The organism is Mycolicibacterium sichuanense, from assembly GCF_033741125.1.
Classification (GTDB): Bacteria; Actinomycetota; Actinomycetes; order Mycobacteriales; family Mycobacteriaceae; genus Mycobacterium.
The window spans coordinates 240946-257753 of the sequence record NZ_JAWQPU010000007.1 but is presented as its reverse complement, the minus strand read 5'-3'; the positions used below and the strand labels follow the sequence as shown (position 1 = coordinate 257753).

Genomic DNA, 16808 nt, shown 5'->3' with positions numbered 1-16808 from the left:
GCCCTGAAACACTAGGTTTCAGGGCCCCTTGCGTCTTTTCGCGAGCTACATCTGCCAGTCCTGTGCGCCGTCGTTCTGGCTGTAGGTGCCGACGGAGTTCTTCACCACGATCGGGTCACCGCTGCCGAAGTTGTCGAAGAACCACTGCGCGTTGGCTGCACTGAGGTTGATGCAGCCGTGGCTGACGTTGCGCTTGCCCTGATCGGCGACCGACCACGGGGCGCTGTGCACGAAGTTGCCGCTGTTGTCGATGCGCACGGCGTTCTGGACGGTCAGCTTGTACCCCTGCGCCGAGGTGCTCGGCACGCCATAGGTCGCGGAGTCCATCACGATGCTGGGGAACTTCTCCAGCACGTAGTAGGTGCCGTTGGGGGTGTCGTGGCCGGGCTTGCCCATCGACACCGGGAACGTCTTCTCCAGCGTCCCGTTGCGGACGATCTGCATCTGGTGGGTGGTGTTGTCGACCGTGGCCACCAGGGACTCACCGGTGCGGAAGCTCGACTTGGTGCCGCCGGCGTCGATGTTCACCGTCGTGTTGGCCGGCCAGAAGTCGATCGGGCGCCAGCGCAGCTGGGTGTCACTCAGCCAGTAGAACTTGCCGGGCACCGCCGGCACGGAGGACACGTGCACCGCGGCCTGCGCCATCGCTCGATCGGCGATGGGGCGGGCGAAGTTGATGGCGATTGGCTTGGCGACCCCGACCATCGACCCGTTGCTTGGGTTGAAGCTCGGCGGCGCGAAGACCGGCGGCCCGGTGTAGGGCGTCGGATCCTGCCCGGCGGGCGTGCCCTGCGGGATCACGGTCGGTGCCGCTGCGGGGGCGGCCAGCGGATCGGCCGGTGCCATGGGATCGGCCGGTGGCGGCGCGGGCTGCTCGATGGGCTGCGAGTCGATGGCTGCGGGATCGGGGTTGACCTCGGGGTCTGCCCAGGCAGCGGGGCTGCTGACGACGGTGCCGGCGACCAGTCCGGCGGTGATGATTGCGGTGGCGAATCTCGCCGTCGTTCGCTTGAACGTTTCCTGGCGCATGCGCCACCTCCAATACACGAGTGAATCCAGTGTTGCACAGCGCGCCGACCGGGCCCGTGCTGCGGAAATCCCCCACCCCCGACCACCGGTGGGTCGAAACGGGCGTCTAGCTGCCCGTTTGATCGTCGATCCCGGCCCGTTCGTTACCCTCGGCCGGGGGCTGGTCAGGACTTGACCAGGCGGGCGATCGCGGCCGATGCCTCGGCGAGCTTGCGCTCGGCCTCGTCGCCACCCTCGGCGACCGCATGCGTAACGCAGTGCCCGAGGTGCTCGTCGAGCAATCCCAACGCGACCGACTGCAGGGCGCTGTTGACGGCACTGATCTGGGTGAGGACGTCGATGCAGTACTTGTCGTCCTCGATCATCTTGGCGATCCCGCGGACCTGCCCCTCGATGCGCCGCAGCCGCTTGGCGTAGTCGACCTTGTTCGCCGAGTAGCCGTGCGGACTGGCGCCGGACGTCTCCGACATCTTCACTCTCCCAGCATCTTCTTCATTTGGTCGATCTCGGCCTGTTGCGCCGTCACGATCGTCTGCGCCAGCGTCTTGGCGTCGGCATTGGCGCCATCGGCGATCTCGGTCCTTGCCATCGCGACGGCCCCTTCGTGGTGGCCGATCATCGACCGGAGCCAGAGGTCGTCGAACTCGGCGCCCTCGAGCGACTCGAGCTTGGCCATCGTCGCATCGTCGACCATGCCCTGCATCCCCATGCCGGGCATTCCCGTCATGCCGTCATGTCCCTCGTGGCCGGTGGCCGGTGCGGCGTTCCACTGCACCAGGAAGGCCTTCATGGTCTCGATCTCGGGCCCCTGCGCGGCGGAGATGTCGGAGGCCAGCTTGATCACAGCGGGGTTGGTGGAGCGCTGGGGCACCAGGGCCGACATCTCCACGGCCTGCTGATGGTGCGGAATCATGTCGGTGGCGAAGGTGACGTCGGCGGCGTCGTTCGTGGCCGGCTGGGCGGCCCCCGCGCTGGTCTCGCTGGAATGCCCGCCGTGGGAGTCGGGCGCCGGGCTGCTACACGCGGACAGGAACAGGGCGGTGGCGATACCCATGGCGATGGCGGCCACCGGCACGATCGACGACTTCATGAATTCCACCGTACCGGATACCCCACCGGGGTATCGAAAACTGGTTTGGTGGGCGAACCACCCGAAGGCATACTTGACCAATGCCCTCTGATCAGCCTGGTAGCAGCCCCGACATCAAGCCGCGCAGCCGTGACGTCACCGACGGCCTCGAGAAGACCGCCGCCCGCGGCATGCTGCGCGCCGTCGGCATGGGCGACGACGATTGGGCCAAGCCCCAGATCGGCGTCGGATCGTCGTGGAACGAGATCACGCCGTGCAACATGTCGCTGCAGCGACTGGCGCAGTCCGTCAAGGGCGGCGTGCACTCCGCCGGCGGCTACCCGCTGGAATTCGGCACGATCTCCGTGTCGGACGGCATCTCGATGGGCCACGAGGGCATGCACTTCTCCCTGGTCTCCCGCGAGGTGATCGCGGACAGCGTCGAGACGGTGGTGCAGGCCGAACGGCTGGACGGCACCGTGCTCTTGGCCGGGTGCGACAAGTCGATCCCCGGCATGCTCATGGCGGCCGCCCGCCTCAACCTGGCGAGCGTCTTCTTCTACAACGGCTCGATCATGCCCGGCGTCGCCAAGATGACCGACGGCACCGAGCGAGAAGTCACCATCATCGACGCCTTCGAGGCCGTCGGCGCCTGCGCCCGCGGGTTGATGTCGCGCCAAGACGTCGACATCATCGAGCGCGCCATCTGTCCGGGCGAGGGCGCCTGTGGCGGCATGTACACCGCGAACACCATGGCCAGCGCCGCCGAGGCACTGGGCATGTCGTTGCCGGGCAGCGCATCCCCGGTGGCCATCGACAAGCGGCGCGACGAGTACGCCCGCCAGTCGGGCGAGGCCGTCGTCGAGATGCTTCGCCGCGGCATCACCACCAGTGACATCCTCACGCTCGAGGCGTTCGAGAACGCCATTGCCGTGGTGATGGCATTCGGCGGATCCACCAACGCCGTGCTCCACCTGCTGGCGATTGCGTGGGAGGCCGGCGTGAAGCTGACGCTCGCCGACTTCACCCGCATCGGACAGAAGGTGCCGCACCTCGCCGACGTCAAGCCCTTCGGTCGCCACGTGATGAAGCACGTCGACGAGATCGGTGGCGTGCCCGTCGTCATGAAGGCACTGCTGGACAACGGCCTGCTGCACGGCGACTGCCTCACCGTCACCGGCCGGACCATGGCTGAGAACCTCGCCCACATCGAGCCACCGGATCCCGATGGCAAGGTGCTGCGCGCGATGAGCAATCCGATTCACCCGACGGGCGGCATCACGATTCTGCACGGGTCGCTGGCTCCCGAGGGCGCCGTGGTCAAGTCGGCTGGGTTCGATTCCGACGTCTTCGAGGGCACCGCAAGGGTCTTCGACGGTGAGCGGGCCGCGATGGACGCACTCGAGGACGGCACGATCACCGGTGGCGATGTCGTCGTCATCCGCTACGAAGGTCCCAAGGGCGGGCCCGGCATGCGCGAGATGCTCGCCATCACCGGCGCGATCAAGGGCGCGGGACTCGGCAAGGACGTGCTGCTGATGACCGACGGGCGCTTCTCGGGCGGCACCACCGGTCTGTGCGTCGGTCACATCGCTCCGGAAGCGGTCGACGCCGGACCCATCGCGTTCGTCGCGGACGGCGACCGGATCCGGCTCGACGTGGGCAGGGGCACGCTGGACCTGCTCGTCGACGCCGACGAATTCGAGTCCCGCAAGAAGGGTTTCACCCCGCCCGCCCCCAAGTACCCCACCGGCGTGCTGGCCAAGTACCGCAAGCTGGTTGGCTCCGCGGCGACCGGCGCAGTCTGCGGCTAGTTGTCGTGACAGCTAGCCGTCCGGTGGTGGTTGGGGTTCGTAGGGGTCGTACCACCACCAGTCGGCGCGTTCTCCGAGGGGGCCGCGGCATGGTGGGACATCAGGTGGGGGTGTGGTCGGTGGCCGGGCCAGCGAGGCGCCGGTCAGCGGGGTGTCCTCGGTGTCGGTGACGACGAGGTCGTAAGCGGTGCCGGCGATGGTGAGGCCGCCCCGGTGGTGCAGCCGGTGATGGTACGGGCAGAGCAGGACGAGGTTGTCCAGCTCGGTGGGACCGCCGTCCTCCCAATGCCGAACGTGATGAGCATGCAGTCCGCGGGTGGCTCCGCACCCGGGGACCACACAACAGCGGTCGCGGTGCTCCAGGGCCCGGCGTAGTCGGCGGCTGATCTGGCGGGTCTCCCGGCCCGCACCGATCACCCGGCCGTGGCGTTCGAACCAGACCTCACACGTGGTGTCACACAGCAGCAGGCGGCGTTCATCATTGGAGAGCAAGCCACCCAGATGCCAGGCCGCCGAACGGCTCTCCACGTCCAGATGCACCACCACCGTGGTCCGCTGCCCGTGTGGACGGTGGGCCACGTCGGTGTCCCAGCCGGCCTGCACCACACCCAGGAACGCATCGACCCGATCCGGGAACGGCGGCACCCGAACGTCTTCGGAGTCGCCACCGGCGTCACTGGGATCGCTCTCCTCGCCGCGGTCGCGTCTCCATTGCGCGATCAACGCGTCGTGGTGGGACTGCACCGCGGCGTCGAACACCGCCGCCTCAGAAGGTGGCAGGGTGATCTTCCACGTCGTACCGCGGTCGCCTTCCCTCCGAATGAAGGAACGTTCCGGTTCCGGGCGCGGTCCGGGTTCGGGCTTGGGTTCCAGCTTCACCGCGGTCCGCAACTGGGTCACCGTCGCGACCACGGCCAACTCGGCGTAGTGATCGTCGGAGCCCGATGCCGCCCCGGCGGCGATCACCCCGATCTGATCCAGCGAGAGGCGGCCTTGGACGGTGGCTTCGGCCAGGCGGGGGAATTCGTGCAGTCGCCGCGCCACCGTCACCAGCGTGGTCGCGTCGTACGGGGAGATGCCCAACTTCCACGCCACCAGCGCAGGCACCGAGCGGGCGCCGGTGGAGCCCCAGATCCCGTCGCCGTCGATCTCGGCGGCGATCTGCGCCAGCCGGCCGTCGATGGCGTTGCGTTGCCCGGCGAGCTCTTCCATCTCGGCGAACAACACCTCGAGCCGCTCCTGAGGAGCCAAAGACGTTGCCGCTGAGGACATGCCACCATCATCGCAGAGACGTACGACAAACCCGGACGATGCGATCCGCGGGGATTCTCCGCATGTGGGTAGGGTTTTCTCCATGACGCCAGACCTCCATCCCGGCTTGGCGATGCTCGCTCCACTGCTGGGCACCTGGTCGGGCACCGGCGCGGGCGAGTACCCGACGATCCCGTCGTTCGGCTACCTCGAGGAGGTGACGTTCGGCCACGTCGGCAAGCCATTCCTGACCTACGGCCAGCGAACCAGGGCCACCGACGACGGCCGTCCCCTGCACGCCGAGACCGGATATCTGCGGGCCCCGGCGCAGGGCCGGGTCGAACTGGTGCTCGCGCATCCGACCGGCATCGCCGAGATTCAGGAGGGCACCGTGACGGTCACCGACGGCAGGATGGACATCGAACTGACCGCGACGTCGATCGGCTTGACGTCGTCGGCGAAAGACGTTACGGCACTCAGCCGTTCGATCCTCGTCGACGGTGACGAGCTCACCTACACGCTGCGTCTCGGCGCGGTCGGCCAGCCGCTGCAGCACCACTTGGCCGCCACGTTGCGCAGGAAGCAGGCATGACGGCCGACGGCAGGATTCGGGTACCGAGCGACCTCGACGCGGTCACCTCGCGCGGCGAGGAGGATCAGTCCGGCGTCGACGTCTCGGCCATCGAGCGCATCTGGCGGGCCACCAGGTACTGGTATTCGGCCGGCATGCACCCGGCCATCCAGGTGTGCGTGCGCCACCGCGGGAAGGTCGTCCTGGACCGGGCGATCGGGCACGGGTGGGGCAACGGGCCCGACGATCCGCCGGACGCCGAGAAGGTGCCCGTCACGACGGAGACCCCGTTCTGCGTGTACTCCGCGGCCAAGGCGATGACGACGACGGTCGTGCACATGCTCGCCGAACGCGGGGTGCTGTCGCTCGACGACCGCGTCAGCGACTACCTGCCGAGCTACACCGGCCGCGGCAAGGACCGCACCACCATCCGGCACGTGATGACCCACAGCGCGGGCGTCCCGTTCGCCACCGGCCCGAAGCCCGATCTCAAGCGGATGAACGACAGCGAGTACGCCCGCGAGATGCTTGGCAACCTGCGGGCGATCTACCCGCCGGGGCTGGTGCACGTGTACCACGCACTGACGTGGGGCCCACTGACCCGCGAGATCGTCTCGGCCGCGACCGGCAAGAACATCCGCGACGTGCTGGCCGACGAGATCCTCGACCCGCTCGGCTTCCGGTGGACCAATTACGGCGTCAGTCCGCAGGACGTTCCACTGGTCGCTCCGAGTCACGCCACCGGCAAGCCGCTGCCGCCGCCCATCGCGGCCGCGTTCAAGCTGGCCGTGGGCGGGACGACGCACCAGATCATCCCGTTCACCAACACCCCGCAGTTCCTGACCAGCGTGGTGCCGTCGTCGAGCACCGTGTCCACCGCCAACGAGCTGTCCCGGTTTGCCGAGATGCTGCGCCGAGGCGGCGAATTGGACGGTGTGCGCGTCATGCAGCCCGAAACCCTGCGCGCCGCCACACGTCAGGCCAGGCGCATGCGCCCCGACATCGCCATGGGATTGATGCCGATGCGCTGGGGCACCGGATACATGCTGGGCTCCAAGCGCTTCGGACCGTTCGGGCTGAACGCACCCGCCGCGTTCGGCCACACCGGCCTGGTCGACATCGCCGTGTGGGCCGACCCCCAGCGCGACATCGCGGTCGGAGTCGTCAGCAGCGGCAAGCCCGGTGGTCACCGCGAGGCCAAGCGCTACCCCGCCGTGCTGGATGCCATCGCCGCGGCCTTCGGGTGAGCACCTCGGGTTAGCATGCGCGGATGGCCAAGGTCGAGCTGTCCCGCAAACTGTCCATCACCCCGGAGGATGCGTGGTCACACGTATCGGACCTGTCCTCTCTCGGTGACTGGCTGACGATGCACCAGGGCTGGCGCAGCGACCTGCCCGACGACCTGGCCGTTGGCACGACGATCGTGGGTGTCGCGGGCGCCAAGGGCATGCGCAACCGCGTCACGTGGACGGTGCAACAGCTCGATCCCCCGACGCTGATCGGCATCACCGGCGACGGCGTCGGCGGCACCAGGTACGCCCTGAACATGACCGTCAAGCCGCTACCGAAGGGCTGCGAGTTCCGGCTCAAGATCGACCTCGGTGGCGCACCGCTGTTCGGGCCCATCGGCATGGCGGCCTCGCGCGCGGTGAAGGGCGACATCGAGCGGTCGATCAAGAAGTTCGAGGAGCTGTACGGCTAGCGGACGCTCTCGCCGTAGATCCTTTGAACCGCCAGCGCCATCAGCACTCTGCGGTCGGACACCATCACCGACCGGTATTCGTCCCAGTCGGGGTGCTCCCCCGCCGCGCTGCGGTAGTAGTCGACGAGTACCTGTACCTCCGGCCCCTGCGGATCGGTGCCTGGGCCGGTCAGCGTCACGGTGCCCTCGGCGGTGGCCCAGGACCAGCCGTCGGCGCTGGTGACCTCCAGCGCCGCCCGGGGGTCGCGGCGCAGGTTGGCGGTCTTGGCCCGGCCCTCGGTCATCGACACGTAGACGACGTCGGCGGCCCGGTCGTAGAAGGGGGTCACCGGTGAGAGCTGCGGCAGGCCGTTGGCCTTGATGGTGGCCAGCACGCCGAGTCGCGCCTCGGCCAGCAGGATGCGCGGGTTGAATGAGGATGCGGTCATGCCAGAGCGCAACCCGTGACCGCGGTCACGCTATTCCAGAAGGGTCGAGATGCCGACTGACGAACCGCTGCGCGACGACCTCGTCGAGCTGCTGCGCCGCCGCACGCTGACCGAGGACGCGGCCCGCCCCGACGCCGTCGAGCGCAGACACGCCGGCGGCGGACGCACCGCGCGGGAGAACGTCGCCGACCTGATCGATCCGGGTTCGCTGGTCGAGTACGGCCGCTATGCGATCGCGGCGCAACGTCTTCGGCGTGACGTCCACGACCTGGTCGCGCGGACGCCCGCCGACGGGCTGGTGGCCGGAACGGCGCGCATCGAAGGCGCCCCCTGCGCGGTGCTGGCCTACGACTACACGGTGCTGGCGGGGACGCAGGGCGCGCTCGGCCACCGGAAGAAGGACCGGCTGTTCGACGTCATCGAGCGCCTGCGCCTGCCGACGGTGTTCTTCGCCGAAGGTGGCGGTGGCAGGCCGGGTGACACCGACTATCCGGTGGTCTCGTCGCTGGACGTGCGCGCGTTCAAGCTGTGGGCGGCGCTGTCCGGGCTGGTACCGCGGATTGCCGTGGTCCGGGGTCGCTGCTTCGCGGGCAACGCCGTCATCGCCGGGTGCGCCGACCTGATCGTCGCCACCGCGGACGCCTCGATCGGGATGGGCGGTCCGGCGATGATCGCCGGCGGTGGTCTCGGTGACGTCGCACCCGACGACGTCGGTCCGATGTCGGTACAGGCCCCCAACGGCGTGGTCGACGTCGTGGTGCCCGACGAGGCCGCGGCCGTCACCGTCACCAAGAAGCTGCTCGGGTACTTCCGCGGGCCGAGCACCCCGGGTGGTGCCGCGGACCAGACCGCCCTGCGCTCGATGATTCCCGAACGCGCCCGACGCGCGTACCACGTCGGGCCGATCATCGAGACGATCGCCGACGAGGGATCGGTGACATTCCTGCGCGAGCGTTTCGCACCGGAGCTGGTGACGGCGCTGGCGCGCATCGACGGCCGCCCGGTCGGCTTGCTGGCCAACGACACTCGCGTGATGGCCGGGGCCATCACCGCGGATGCCGCCGACAAGGCGGCCCGGTTCCTGCAGCTGTGCGATGCGTTCGGACTGCCGGTGGTGTCGCTGGTCGACTGCCCCGGATACATGGTCGGCCCCGCCGCGGAGGCCGAGGCGCTGGTGCGGCGCGGTTCGCGGCTGCTGGTGGCCGGCGCGGCGCTGCGGGTGCCGCTGATCGCGGTCATTCTCCGACGCGGTTACGGGCTTGGGGCACAGGCGATGTGCGGTGGCAGCTTGCACGAACCGCTGCTGACGGTGGCCTGGCCGGGCGCCCATCTCGGACCGATGGGCCTGGAGGGCGCCGTCCGACTGGGGTTGCGCAAGGAACTCGAGTCGATCGCCGACGACGACGAACGCGAAGAGCGGGTGCGACAGGCCACCGCCGCCGCTCAGGACAATGCCAAGGCCCTCAACGCCGCCGCGCTGTTCGAGATCGACGACGTCATCGACCCGGCCGACACCCGTGACCTCATCGCGGCCACCCTTGCCGCCGCGGCCGCCGCACCCAGGGAGTCCGCCCGGCCGCGCTTCGTCGACACCTGGTAGCGGTCAGTATCTCGTATCGCTGTGCAGCAGCGGCGGATACACCTCGGAGGGCTCTCCATCCACGGTCGTCCCGGCGAACTGCAACGAGGCCCGCTGCGCCCCGTGCATCGGCGCCGGATAGTTCAGGGTTGGGCGCGAGACGTCGTCGAGGAGGCACAGCTGCTCGTCGGTCAAGACGACGTCGGCCGCCGCGAGGTTGGCCTCGAGATGGTGCAATCGGCGGGCACCGAGGATGGGGACGACGGTCCCCCGGCGCGCCCGTAGCCAGGCCAGGGACACCGCCGCAGCAGAGGTGCCCAGATCATCGGCGATGGCGTCGACCACGTCGATCACGCCGAAGTCGGCGTCGCTGGGCCCGCCGACGAATGCCGCGCGGGCAGAGTCCGCCACGGTCGACCCGCGCCGATACTTGCCGGAGAGGAATCCGTTCCGCAGCGGGCTCCACGGCATCAGGGCCATCCCCTGATCCAGGGCGAGCGGAGCGAGTTCGCCCTCGACCGTCCTGGCCAGCAGCGAATACTCCACCTGCAGCGCGACCAGCGGTGTCCAGCCGCGCAACACTGCCATGGTCTGTGCGGTGGCAGTCACCCAGGCCGGGGTATTGGAGAACCCGACGTAGCGGACGGTACCCGCCCGGACCAGATCATCGAGGGTGCGCATCGTCTCCTCGATCGGGGTGTGCCGATCCCAATTGTGCAGCCAGTAGACGTCGAGGTGGTCGGTCTGCAGACGGCGCAGACTCTGGTGAAGCTGCGCGATGATCGACGATCGTCCCGCACCGCCGCCATTGGGGTCGCCCGGGTACATGTTCGTGAAGAACTTGGAGGCGACGATGACACGATCCCGCAACCCTGGCCGCCTGGTGAAGTAGTCGCCAAGGATCTTCTCGGAATGTCCGTTGGTGTAGAAGTTGGCGGTGTCCACGAAGTTTCCGCCGCGCTCGAGATAGTGCGACAGGATCCGCTCGGATTCCTCGACGCTGGCGCCAGCCCCTCCGGCGTCCTCTCCGAATGTCATGGCGCCAAGCGCAAATGGACTGACCCGCAGGCCCGATCGACCAAGGGTGACGTAGTGGTCGAGTGACACGGTGTGGCTCCTCATCTCGATGAATGGCTTACGACATCATCGAAGCGCTCACGGCCGGCCGGAGGTAGACCGATCCCCGCGATCTCTTGCCCATTCCTGCTCGACTTGCGCGGATCAGGTTGCCGGGCGCGAGTGTGAGGTGGTTCTGTGGTCGGGTGCCCATGACGACCGTCCTCGCGGAGATCCGCACCCGCATCGGCACGCATGCCCGGCCGGACATGTCCACACCAATCGAAGGACTGCTGCTGTCCAAGGTGACCACCGGTGGCGAACACGTCGACTACTCGTTGACTGAGCCGCTCGTGGTCGTGATGGCTCAGGGCGGCAAGCGACTCTGGCTCGGCGACCAGGTGTACGAATACCGCTCCGGGCAATTCCTGGTGGTGACCGCCGCACTGCCCGTGACTGGCCAATTCATCGAGACCAGCGCGGCGCACCCGGCGCTGGGCGTCGGCCTGGTGATCCGGCCACCGGTCGTTGCCGAGCTGGCGCTCGCGGCCGCGCGCGGACACCGGCCAGAGCCGGCGCGGGGACAGACGGCGATGACCACGGGTGATGCCACACCCGAGTTGCTCGACGCCGTCGCCCGCATGTTGCGACTCCTCGAGTCCCCCAGGGATGCACCCATTCTCTCGCCGTTGATCGAGAGGGAGATCCTCTGGCGACTGCTCAGCGGGCCAGATGGCCACACGCTGCGTCAGATCGGCCTCGCCGACGGCAACCTGTCGCACGTCACCAACGCAATCACCTGGCTGCGCGAGCACTACAGCGAACCCATGCGGGTCGAAGATCTCGCTCAGTCCTGCGGGATGAGCGCTTCGGCATTTCACCGACACTTCCGCGCGGTTACTGCGATGAGCCCCTTGCAGTTTCAGAAGAGGATCAGGCTGCAGGCAGCACGCTCATACGTGATGTCTCGACACGGTGACGTCGCGTCCATCGGCCACCTGGTGGGTTACGACAGCCCGTCGCAATTCAGTCGCGAGTACCACCGCCTCTTCGGTGCACCACCGGCTCGGGACGCACAGCGTCTGCGTACCGCCGCCAGCCATCCGGCAGTGCTCTGACCCGACACCACCGCCGCAGCGAATACGCTGCGGCGGTGGTTGGTTCGACTCCGGTCAGCCGGCCATGAACTCGTCGTAGGCCGTCGAGAGGTCCGGCGGCAGCACCGACACGTTGCATTGACGCTGCGTCTCGCCGATCGGGGCGAGGATGCCGCGCAGCTGGTAGTACTCCGACGGGTTGGCCGTGAAGTAGCTCCGGATGTTGGCCGCCGCCTCGGCCCGCGGCTGGTGGTACGCCGCGGTCACCACGTCGTTGGCGCCAGGATGCGCGCCAAGGTAGTCGCGGGCCTGGCCCGTCGTCGTGCTGACGGTGTCGGCCACGCCCGCGGCGCTGCAATCCGGTGCCGCTGACGCGACGGGTGCCGCGATGGTGGCGGCCGCGACCGCGGCGAACAGGCTTCCGGCCAGCGTCCCGATGGCACTCCGGCGCGCGAATTCTCCACTGGATTTCATGATGTCTCGATTCCCCTCGAAAGTTGGTCGCGGGAACCACGTTCTGGATTCTCGCATCCCGACCCGTTGCCCACCGTACGCGTCCGACGGCGCACTGCCAGAACCTGTTTGGACCCCCATCGCGTCGTGCGCGCCCGGCGTTACGCCGCCACCGGGTGACCCGTGCGACACTTTCGGCTCGATTGCGCGCATTTGCTCATGAACGAGCCCAGACTCTTAATTGATCGTGATCATCGCCCTGACGGACGTGACCGAATCGTTATGCAGCTGTGCTGACACCCTCAGCCACGCACGCCGCCGTAGATGCCCCGGCGCACGATCACCGGTTGCAGGATGCGATCGATCGACCATGCCGGAAACCGGACGGCACGACCGCCGCTGGTGAACACCTCAAGACCGTCGCGCTGGACGCCCAGCACCGACCCCCAACGCCGTTGCGGCGCTTGAAAGACGCGCAACGGCCGGCCGTCGAAGTACGCGCGGACGTTGTGGGCCAGGAGCCCGTCGGCCCGGTTGCGCGCCGAACTGCGCAGCGGGTCGGTGGCGGCGACGTCGCCGATCGCGAAGACACCGGGGTGCCCCGGCACCCGAAGATCGGGGTCGACGCGCACGAAACCGTGCTCGTCGAGCATCTCCCGGGGCAACCAGCCGGTGTTGGGACGCACCCGGCCGATGGTCCAGAGCACGGCGTCGGCGGTGACCGGCGGTTGGCCGGTGCTCCAATGCACCGGATCGGCGGTGATCTCGTCACACGCGAATCCGTCCGGCACCACGGCGCGGTGCCCGGCGTGCAGACCCACGCCGAGATCGAGCAGCCTGCGCCGGATCCGGCCCCACACCCGCGGGTGGTGCCGAGGCAGCGCTCGCTCACCCGGGTAGTAGAGGTCGACGTGCGTGGCAGGCCAAGTCGCCGCCAGGTTCGCCGCACTACTCACCGCCGCGGCGCCACCGCCGAGGACGACGACGGATCCGGCAGCCGCCAGCCGAGCGTGGGCGTCGCGCAGCTCGTTGCCGATCTCGTTGGGCGACTGCACCTTCGGTCGTCGCCAGAAGCCATTGGACACACCCGTCGCGATCACCAGCGCGTCGTAGTGCTCGGTGTCCTCGGTACCGTCGGCGCACTCGACCGAGACCGTGCGCGCCGCGAGGTCGACACCGCTCAGCGTGGCGTGCACCTTGCGCACGCGATCCAGGCCGCGGAATCTGTCGAATGCGATCCAGTAGTCGCGTGCCCAGTCGTCGGGCCGGCTGAGTCGGATGCCCAGCTCCTGGCCGCTGACCAGCGCGGTCTTGCTGGAGATACCGACGACCTCGGCCCGCCGCGCGAGCCGGATGGCGGTGAGGATGCCGCTGTCCCCGAGCCCGGCGACGACGACGCGCTTCACCGCCCGGCCTTCGGCGGGCGCGGCACGAAGCGCGACACCCTGTCGACGACGTCCTGGTAGCCGGGTCGGCGGTCCAGGCTGCGTTGCTCCATCATCGGAATGCTCGCGAAGAGGAACATCGCCAGGATGGCCACCGCACCGATGACGAGCCACCAGGCGTCGGCCGGGGCCGCCGCCACCCCGAAGAGTGCGACCGCGAGCCAAAACCCGAACTCGCCGAAGTAGTTTGGATGGCGCGACCAACTCCACAGTCCGCGGTCCATCACCTCGCCGGGGCGCCGCGTCGCCACGAACCGGTGCATCTGCACGTCGGCGGCGAGCTCGATGCCGACCGCAGCCAGCCCCACCACGAAAGCCACCCAGGCGAGCCAGGTCACGCCCGCGCCGGGCCGGGTGACGGCGACGTAGGCCGGCACCATGGCGAGGAAGACCTGACAGGTCGGGATCAGGTGGATCGCCCCGAGGTCGGCCAAGAACTCCCACCGCCCGGCACGCTCCTTGAACATCGGATAGCGCCAGTCCTCGTGGTGCAGGCCGGGAAACGCGTAGACCCAATTCGCGGTCAGCCGAATCGCCCAGAGGACCACCACGATCGCGACCAGCCAGCAGCGCATCCGGTCCACACCGGGTCCCGCCTGACTCCACCAGTACAGAATCAGCAGCGGCGGAATGACGCTCCAGTACGCGTCGTAGAAACTCGAGTTCCGGTACATGCGGCTGAACGCGAACACCACCAGGGTGGCGAGCACGTCGGCGACGAGGGTGTCGAGCCAGAGGCGGCCCGTGCCAGGACCCCATGCCAGCCATGCCGCCGCGACACCGATGGCGAAGACGTACGCGACCGCGACGACGAGCAGGGACCGGGTCTTGTTCATCGGCCGGCCGAGGAATTGCAACACGTTCTAGTTGTACGCCCTGAGCCGTCCCTCGATGCGAGAAACGACCCCCGGTGTGGATTGACGGGTGTCGAGTTCCTATCGTGACTGAATGAGCAACGTTGCTGATGCCGACCGGGTCGCCGACCTGGCGCGGACCGTCGTTCGAGAGCACGATCCGAAGTCGGTGCCGATCCCCGAATTCCTCGGCGCCTGCTACGACGCCGGCCTGTCCTGGGTGCACTTCCCCGAAGGTCTTGGCGGACTCGGGGTCTCCCGCGGAAACCAGGCCATCGCGGACCGGATCCTGCAGGGCGCCGGCGGGCCGGTGCCGCTGGGGCTGAACCCGATGGGGTACGGCATGGCGGCCCCGACGCTGCGCGAGCACGCCCAGTCCGACGAACTCAAGCGCTCCTGGCTGCGGCCACTGGCCACCACCGAGGACATCTGGTGTCAGCTGTTCTCCGAACCGGGAGCCGGTTCGGATCTGGCCGGGCTGGCCACCTCCGCAGTGCGCGACGGAGACGACTGGGTGATCAATGGGCAGAAGGTCTGGACGAGCCTGGCCCACCGGGCGCGGTGGGGACTGCTGCTGGCCCGCACCAACCCCGACGTGCCCAAGCACAAGGGTCTGACCTACTTCGTCATCGACATGCACTCCCCGGGCGTCGAGACCCGGCCGCTACGCCAGCTCACCGGCCAGGCCGAGTTCAACGAGGTGTACTTCGACGACGCCCGCATCCCGGACGCCCATCGCCTCGGTGACGTCGGCAACGGCTGGGCCGTCGCGATGACCACGTTGATGAACGAGCGCAGCGCGCTCGGTGGCAGCGGCAGCCGGCGCGGCGCGGGCACGATCGCCGAGGCCGTCGCGCTGTGGGCGGCCCGCCCCGAACGACAGACCCCCGTCCTGCGCGACCGGTTGACCCAGCTGTGGTTGCGCTCGGAGGCACAGCGCCTGACGTCGGAGCGGTCCCGCGCCAAGGCGACCGTCGGCGGACCGGGTCCCGAGGGCTCGATCGGCAAGCTCGTCGGTGCCGAGCTGAACCAGCAGATCTACCAGTTCTGCATGGATCTGCTTGGGCCGGAAGGGATTCTGTACCACGGCTATTCGACGCAGGAGGGCGACCGCGAAGACGCCGATTGGCGCGGCCCGATCCAGCAGCGCTACCTGCGCAGCCGCGCCAACACCATCGAGGGCGGCACGTCGGACGTGATGCGCAACATCCTTGGCGAGCGGGTCCTCGGCCTGCCCGGTGACTTGCGTGCCGATGCCGGCATGCCGTGGAAGGAGATCCCTCGTGGTTGAGGAGCTTGCGGAGTACACGTTCACCGACGAGCAGGAGCAGCTGCGCAGCGCGGTGCGCAGATTCTGCGCCGAGAACTTCGACGAGGCGACGGTGCGCCGGCTCATGGAGTCCGACCCGCCCTTCGACCCCAAGGCGTGGACGCGGCTGGGCACCGAGCTCGGCGTACTCGGGCTCTCGGTGCCCGAGGCCGACGGAGGCGTCGGTGGCACGCTGATCGACCAGGCGGTGGCCGTCGAGGAGCTCGGTGCCGCGCTGGCGTGCGGGCCGTTCTTCGGCACGGTCTACCTCGCCATCCCCGCGCTGGTCGCCGCCTCGCCGGGCCCGGTGCGCGACGAGGTGCTGGCCGCGCTCGTCGAGGGCCGGCGGACCGCGGCGTTCGCCGTGCGGGACCTGGCGGGTGCACTGGATTCGACGGTGCACGTCGCCGCGACCGCCACGGGTGACGCCTGGACGCTCACCGGCACCGTCGAGCGTGTGGTCGACGCGGGCGCCGCCGACGACCTGCTGGTGGCTGCCGCCGGCCCCGACGGCCTCGGCCTGTACGTCGTCGACGCCGGTGCGGCCGGTGTCTCGCGTACGCCGTTGCTCACCGTCGACCCGACGCGGCCGCAGGCCACCGTCTCACTGACGGATGCATCGGCCCGCCGGGTGGCCGGCCCCAGCGAGGCTGCGCGCGTGATGAGTCATGCGCTGCAGGTGGGTTCGGTGCTGCTAGCCGTCGAACAGGTCGGCGCCGCACAGCACATCCTGGACGTCGCCGTGCAATACGCCAGGGAACGCCTCCAGTTCGGTCGGCCGATCGGGTCGTTCCAGGCGGTCAAGCACCGGCTGGCCGACATGATGGTCGACCTCGAACACGCCCGCTCGACCGCACAACACGCGGTGTGGGCGCTGACCGACGGCTCCGACGACCCGTTGCTGGTCGCCAGCATCGCGCAGGCGACGTGCTCGGCGGCATTCAGCCGCGTGGCGACCGACGCCATCCAAACCCTCGGCGGCATTGGCTTCACGTGGGAACACAAGGCGCACTTGTACTTCAAGCGTGCGATCACCGACGCGGCCCTGCTGGGCAGCGCCGAGCAACACCGGTCCCGCATCGCCGAACTGGTGCTCGACACCGCGTCGCCCGACAAGCCACCGCGCGTCGCCGACGGCACCCGCGGCTAGG

At 68.9% G+C, this 16808-nt stretch carries 17 protein-coding genes; 8 read left to right on the top strand and 9 right to left on the bottom strand.

Translation table 11 applies throughout. The features are described from left to right. Positions 1-45: 45 nt before the first annotated feature. From SBI80_RS21870 to SBI80_RS21860, 3 genes are all read right to left on the bottom strand, one after another. Positions 46-1029, bottom strand: a complete 984-nt coding sequence (locus tag SBI80_RS21870; protein WP_318976923.1) for a L,D-transpeptidase — start codon at positions 1027-1029, stop codon at positions 46-48. Between the two features lie 164 nt (positions 1030-1193). Further along, complete coding sequence (gene ricR, locus SBI80_RS21865) at positions 1194-1499, bottom strand: copper-sensing transcriptional repressor RicR (protein WP_318976922.1); 306 nt, start codon at positions 1497-1499, stop codon at positions 1194-1196. Positions 1500-1501: 2 nt separating this feature from the next. After that, positions 1502-2119 (bottom strand): DUF305 domain-containing protein, encoded by a 618-nt coding sequence (locus SBI80_RS21860; protein ID WP_318976921.1) that lies wholly within the window; start codon positions 2117-2119, stop codon positions 1502-1504. Positions 2120-2199: 80 nt separating this feature from the next. Here SBI80_RS21860 and ilvD point away from each other — a divergent pair, with 80 nt between their 5' ends. Continuing rightward, on the top strand, positions 2200-3912 hold the full coding sequence (gene ilvD / locus SBI80_RS21855; protein ID WP_318976920.1) for a dihydroxy-acid dehydratase: 1713 nt from the start codon (positions 2200-2202) through the stop codon (positions 3910-3912). 12 nt (positions 3913-3924) lie between these two features. Here ilvD and SBI80_RS21850 read toward each other — a convergent pair whose 3' ends face one another. Continuing rightward, complete coding sequence (locus tag SBI80_RS21850) at positions 3925-5184, bottom strand: HNH endonuclease signature motif containing protein (RefSeq protein ID WP_318976919.1); 1260 nt, start codon at positions 5182-5184, stop codon at positions 3925-3927. 82 nt (positions 5185-5266) lie between these two features. Between SBI80_RS21850 and SBI80_RS21845 the strand changes: the two genes are divergently transcribed. From SBI80_RS21845 to SBI80_RS21835, 3 genes are read left to right on the top strand one after another with little or no spacing between them, the layout of a single operon-like run. Next, entirely contained in the window at positions 5267-5755 is a 489-nt protein-coding gene (locus tag SBI80_RS21845) for a peroxynitrite isomerase (protein ID WP_318976918.1), read from the top strand. Beyond that, positions 5752-6981: a lipase LipE gene (gene lipE / locus SBI80_RS21840; protein WP_318976917.1), complete on the top strand. Its 1230-nt coding sequence runs from the start codon at positions 5752-5754 to the stop codon at positions 6979-6981. Before SBI80_RS21845 ends, lipE begins: the two co-directional genes overlap by 4 nt. A gap of 23 nt (positions 6982-7004) precedes the next feature. Beyond that, on the top strand, positions 7005-7436 hold the full coding sequence (locus SBI80_RS21835) for a type II toxin-antitoxin system Rv0910 family toxin (RefSeq protein ID WP_318976916.1): 432 nt from the start codon (positions 7005-7007) through the stop codon (positions 7434-7436). Here SBI80_RS21835 and SBI80_RS21830 read toward each other — a convergent pair. After that, positions 7433-7864 carry a PPOX class F420-dependent oxidoreductase gene (locus tag SBI80_RS21830; RefSeq protein WP_318976915.1) on the bottom strand — a complete coding sequence of 144 codons (432 nt, stop codon included), beginning with the start codon at positions 7862-7864 and terminating at the stop codon, positions 7433-7435. The two genes, SBI80_RS21835 and SBI80_RS21830, sit on opposite strands and share 4 nt — an antisense overlap. Positions 7865-7913: 49 nt before the next feature. Between SBI80_RS21830 and SBI80_RS21825 the strand changes: the two genes are divergently transcribed. After that, positions 7914-9464: an acyl-CoA carboxylase subunit beta gene (locus SBI80_RS21825; RefSeq protein WP_318976914.1), complete on the top strand. Its 1551-nt coding sequence runs from the start codon at positions 7914-7916 to the stop codon at positions 9462-9464. 3 nt (positions 9465-9467) lie between these two features. Here SBI80_RS21825 and SBI80_RS21820 read toward each other — a convergent pair whose 3' ends face one another. Beyond that, complete coding sequence (locus SBI80_RS21820) at positions 9468-10550, bottom strand: aldo/keto reductase (RefSeq protein ID WP_318976913.1); 1083 nt, start codon at positions 10548-10550, stop codon at positions 9468-9470. Between the two features lie 161 nt (positions 10551-10711). Here SBI80_RS21820 and SBI80_RS21815 point away from each other — a divergent pair, with 161 nt between their 5' ends. Further along, positions 10712-11617, top strand: a complete 906-nt coding sequence (locus tag SBI80_RS21815; protein WP_318976912.1) for an AraC family transcriptional regulator — start codon at positions 10712-10714, stop codon at positions 11615-11617. Positions 11618-11671: 54 nt separating this feature from the next. Here the strand turns inward: SBI80_RS21815 and SBI80_RS21810 are convergent, their stop codons facing one another. The 3 genes from SBI80_RS21810 to SBI80_RS21800 form a co-directional block, all read right to left on the bottom strand. Continuing rightward, the gene (locus SBI80_RS21810) at positions 11672-12070 is read right to left on the bottom strand and encodes a heme-binding protein (RefSeq protein ID WP_318976911.1); all 399 of its coding nucleotides are present in this window, start codon (positions 12068-12070) and stop codon (positions 11672-11674) included. Positions 12071-12351: 281 nt separating this feature from the next. Next, the gene (locus tag SBI80_RS21805; RefSeq protein WP_318976910.1) at positions 12352-13455 is read right to left on the bottom strand and encodes an FAD-dependent oxidoreductase; all 1104 of its coding nucleotides are present in this window, start codon (positions 13453-13455) and stop codon (positions 12352-12354) included. Beyond that, a complete protein-coding gene (locus SBI80_RS21800; RefSeq protein WP_318977032.1) occupies positions 13452-14330 on the bottom strand; it encodes a DUF1295 domain-containing protein in 879 nt (292 codons plus the stop codon). The genes SBI80_RS21805 and SBI80_RS21800 overlap by 4 nt, the downstream gene beginning before the upstream one ends. 112 nt (positions 14331-14442) lie before the next feature. Between SBI80_RS21800 and SBI80_RS21795 the strand changes: the two genes are divergently transcribed. Together SBI80_RS21795 and SBI80_RS21790 are read left to right on the top strand one after the other, a co-directional pair. Then, positions 14443-15639, top strand: a complete 1197-nt coding sequence (locus SBI80_RS21795; protein WP_318976909.1) for an acyl-CoA dehydrogenase family protein — start codon at positions 14443-14445, stop codon at positions 15637-15639. Continuing rightward, positions 15632-16807: an acyl-CoA dehydrogenase family protein gene (locus tag SBI80_RS21790; RefSeq protein WP_413232772.1), complete on the top strand. Its 1176-nt coding sequence runs from the start codon at positions 15632-15634 to the stop codon at positions 16805-16807. Before SBI80_RS21795 ends, SBI80_RS21790 begins: the two co-directional genes overlap by 8 nt. Position 16808: the final 1 nt, after the last annotated feature.

What these genes read in the sequence shown, in the direction of transcription:
- ricR (WP_318976922.1), bottom strand. Translation starts at nt 1,499, where the DNA reads ATGTCGGAGACGTCCGGCGCCAGTCCGCACGGCTACTCGGCGAACAAG.
- SBI80_RS21815 (WP_318976912.1), top strand. Translation starts at nt 10,712, where the DNA reads ATGACGACCGTCCTCGCGGAGATCCGCACCCGCATCGGCACGCATGCC.
- SBI80_RS21860 (WP_318976921.1), bottom strand. Translation starts at nt 2,119, where the DNA reads ATGAAGTCGTCGATCGTGCCGGTGGCCGCCATCGCCATGGGTATCGCC.
- SBI80_RS21795 (WP_318976909.1), top strand. Translation starts at nt 14,443, where the DNA reads ATGAGCAACGTTGCTGATGCCGACCGGGTCGCCGACCTGGCGCGGACC.
- SBI80_RS21835 (WP_318976916.1), top strand. Translation starts at nt 7,005, where the DNA reads ATGGCCAAGGTCGAGCTGTCCCGCAAACTGTCCATCACCCCGGAGGAT.
- SBI80_RS21830 (WP_318976915.1), bottom strand. Translation starts at nt 7,864, where the DNA reads ATGACCGCATCCTCATTCAACCCGCGCATCCTGCTGGCCGAGGCGCGA.
- SBI80_RS21870 (WP_318976923.1), bottom strand. Translation starts at nt 1,029, where the DNA reads ATGCGCCAGGAAACGTTCAAGCGAACGACGGCGAGATTCGCCACCGCA.
- ilvD (WP_318976920.1), top strand. Translation starts at nt 2,200, where the DNA reads ATGCCCTCTGATCAGCCTGGTAGCAGCCCCGACATCAAGCCGCGCAGC.
- lipE (WP_318976917.1), top strand. Translation starts at nt 5,752, where the DNA reads ATGACGGCCGACGGCAGGATTCGGGTACCGAGCGACCTCGACGCGGTC.
- SBI80_RS21850 (WP_318976919.1), bottom strand. Translation starts at nt 5,184, where the DNA reads ATGTCCTCAGCGGCAACGTCTTTGGCTCCTCAGGAGCGGCTCGAGGTG.
- SBI80_RS21845 (WP_318976918.1), top strand. Translation starts at nt 5,267, where the DNA reads ATGACGCCAGACCTCCATCCCGGCTTGGCGATGCTCGCTCCACTGCTG.
- SBI80_RS21800 (WP_318977032.1), bottom strand. Translation starts at nt 14,330, where the DNA reads ATGAACAAGACCCGGTCCCTGCTCGTCGTCGCGGTCGCGTACGTCTTC.
- SBI80_RS21825 (WP_318976914.1), top strand. Translation starts at nt 7,914, where the DNA reads ATGCCGACTGACGAACCGCTGCGCGACGACCTCGTCGAGCTGCTGCGC.
- SBI80_RS21810 (WP_318976911.1), bottom strand. Translation starts at nt 12,070, where the DNA reads ATGAAATCCAGTGGAGAATTCGCGCGCCGGAGTGCCATCGGGACGCTG.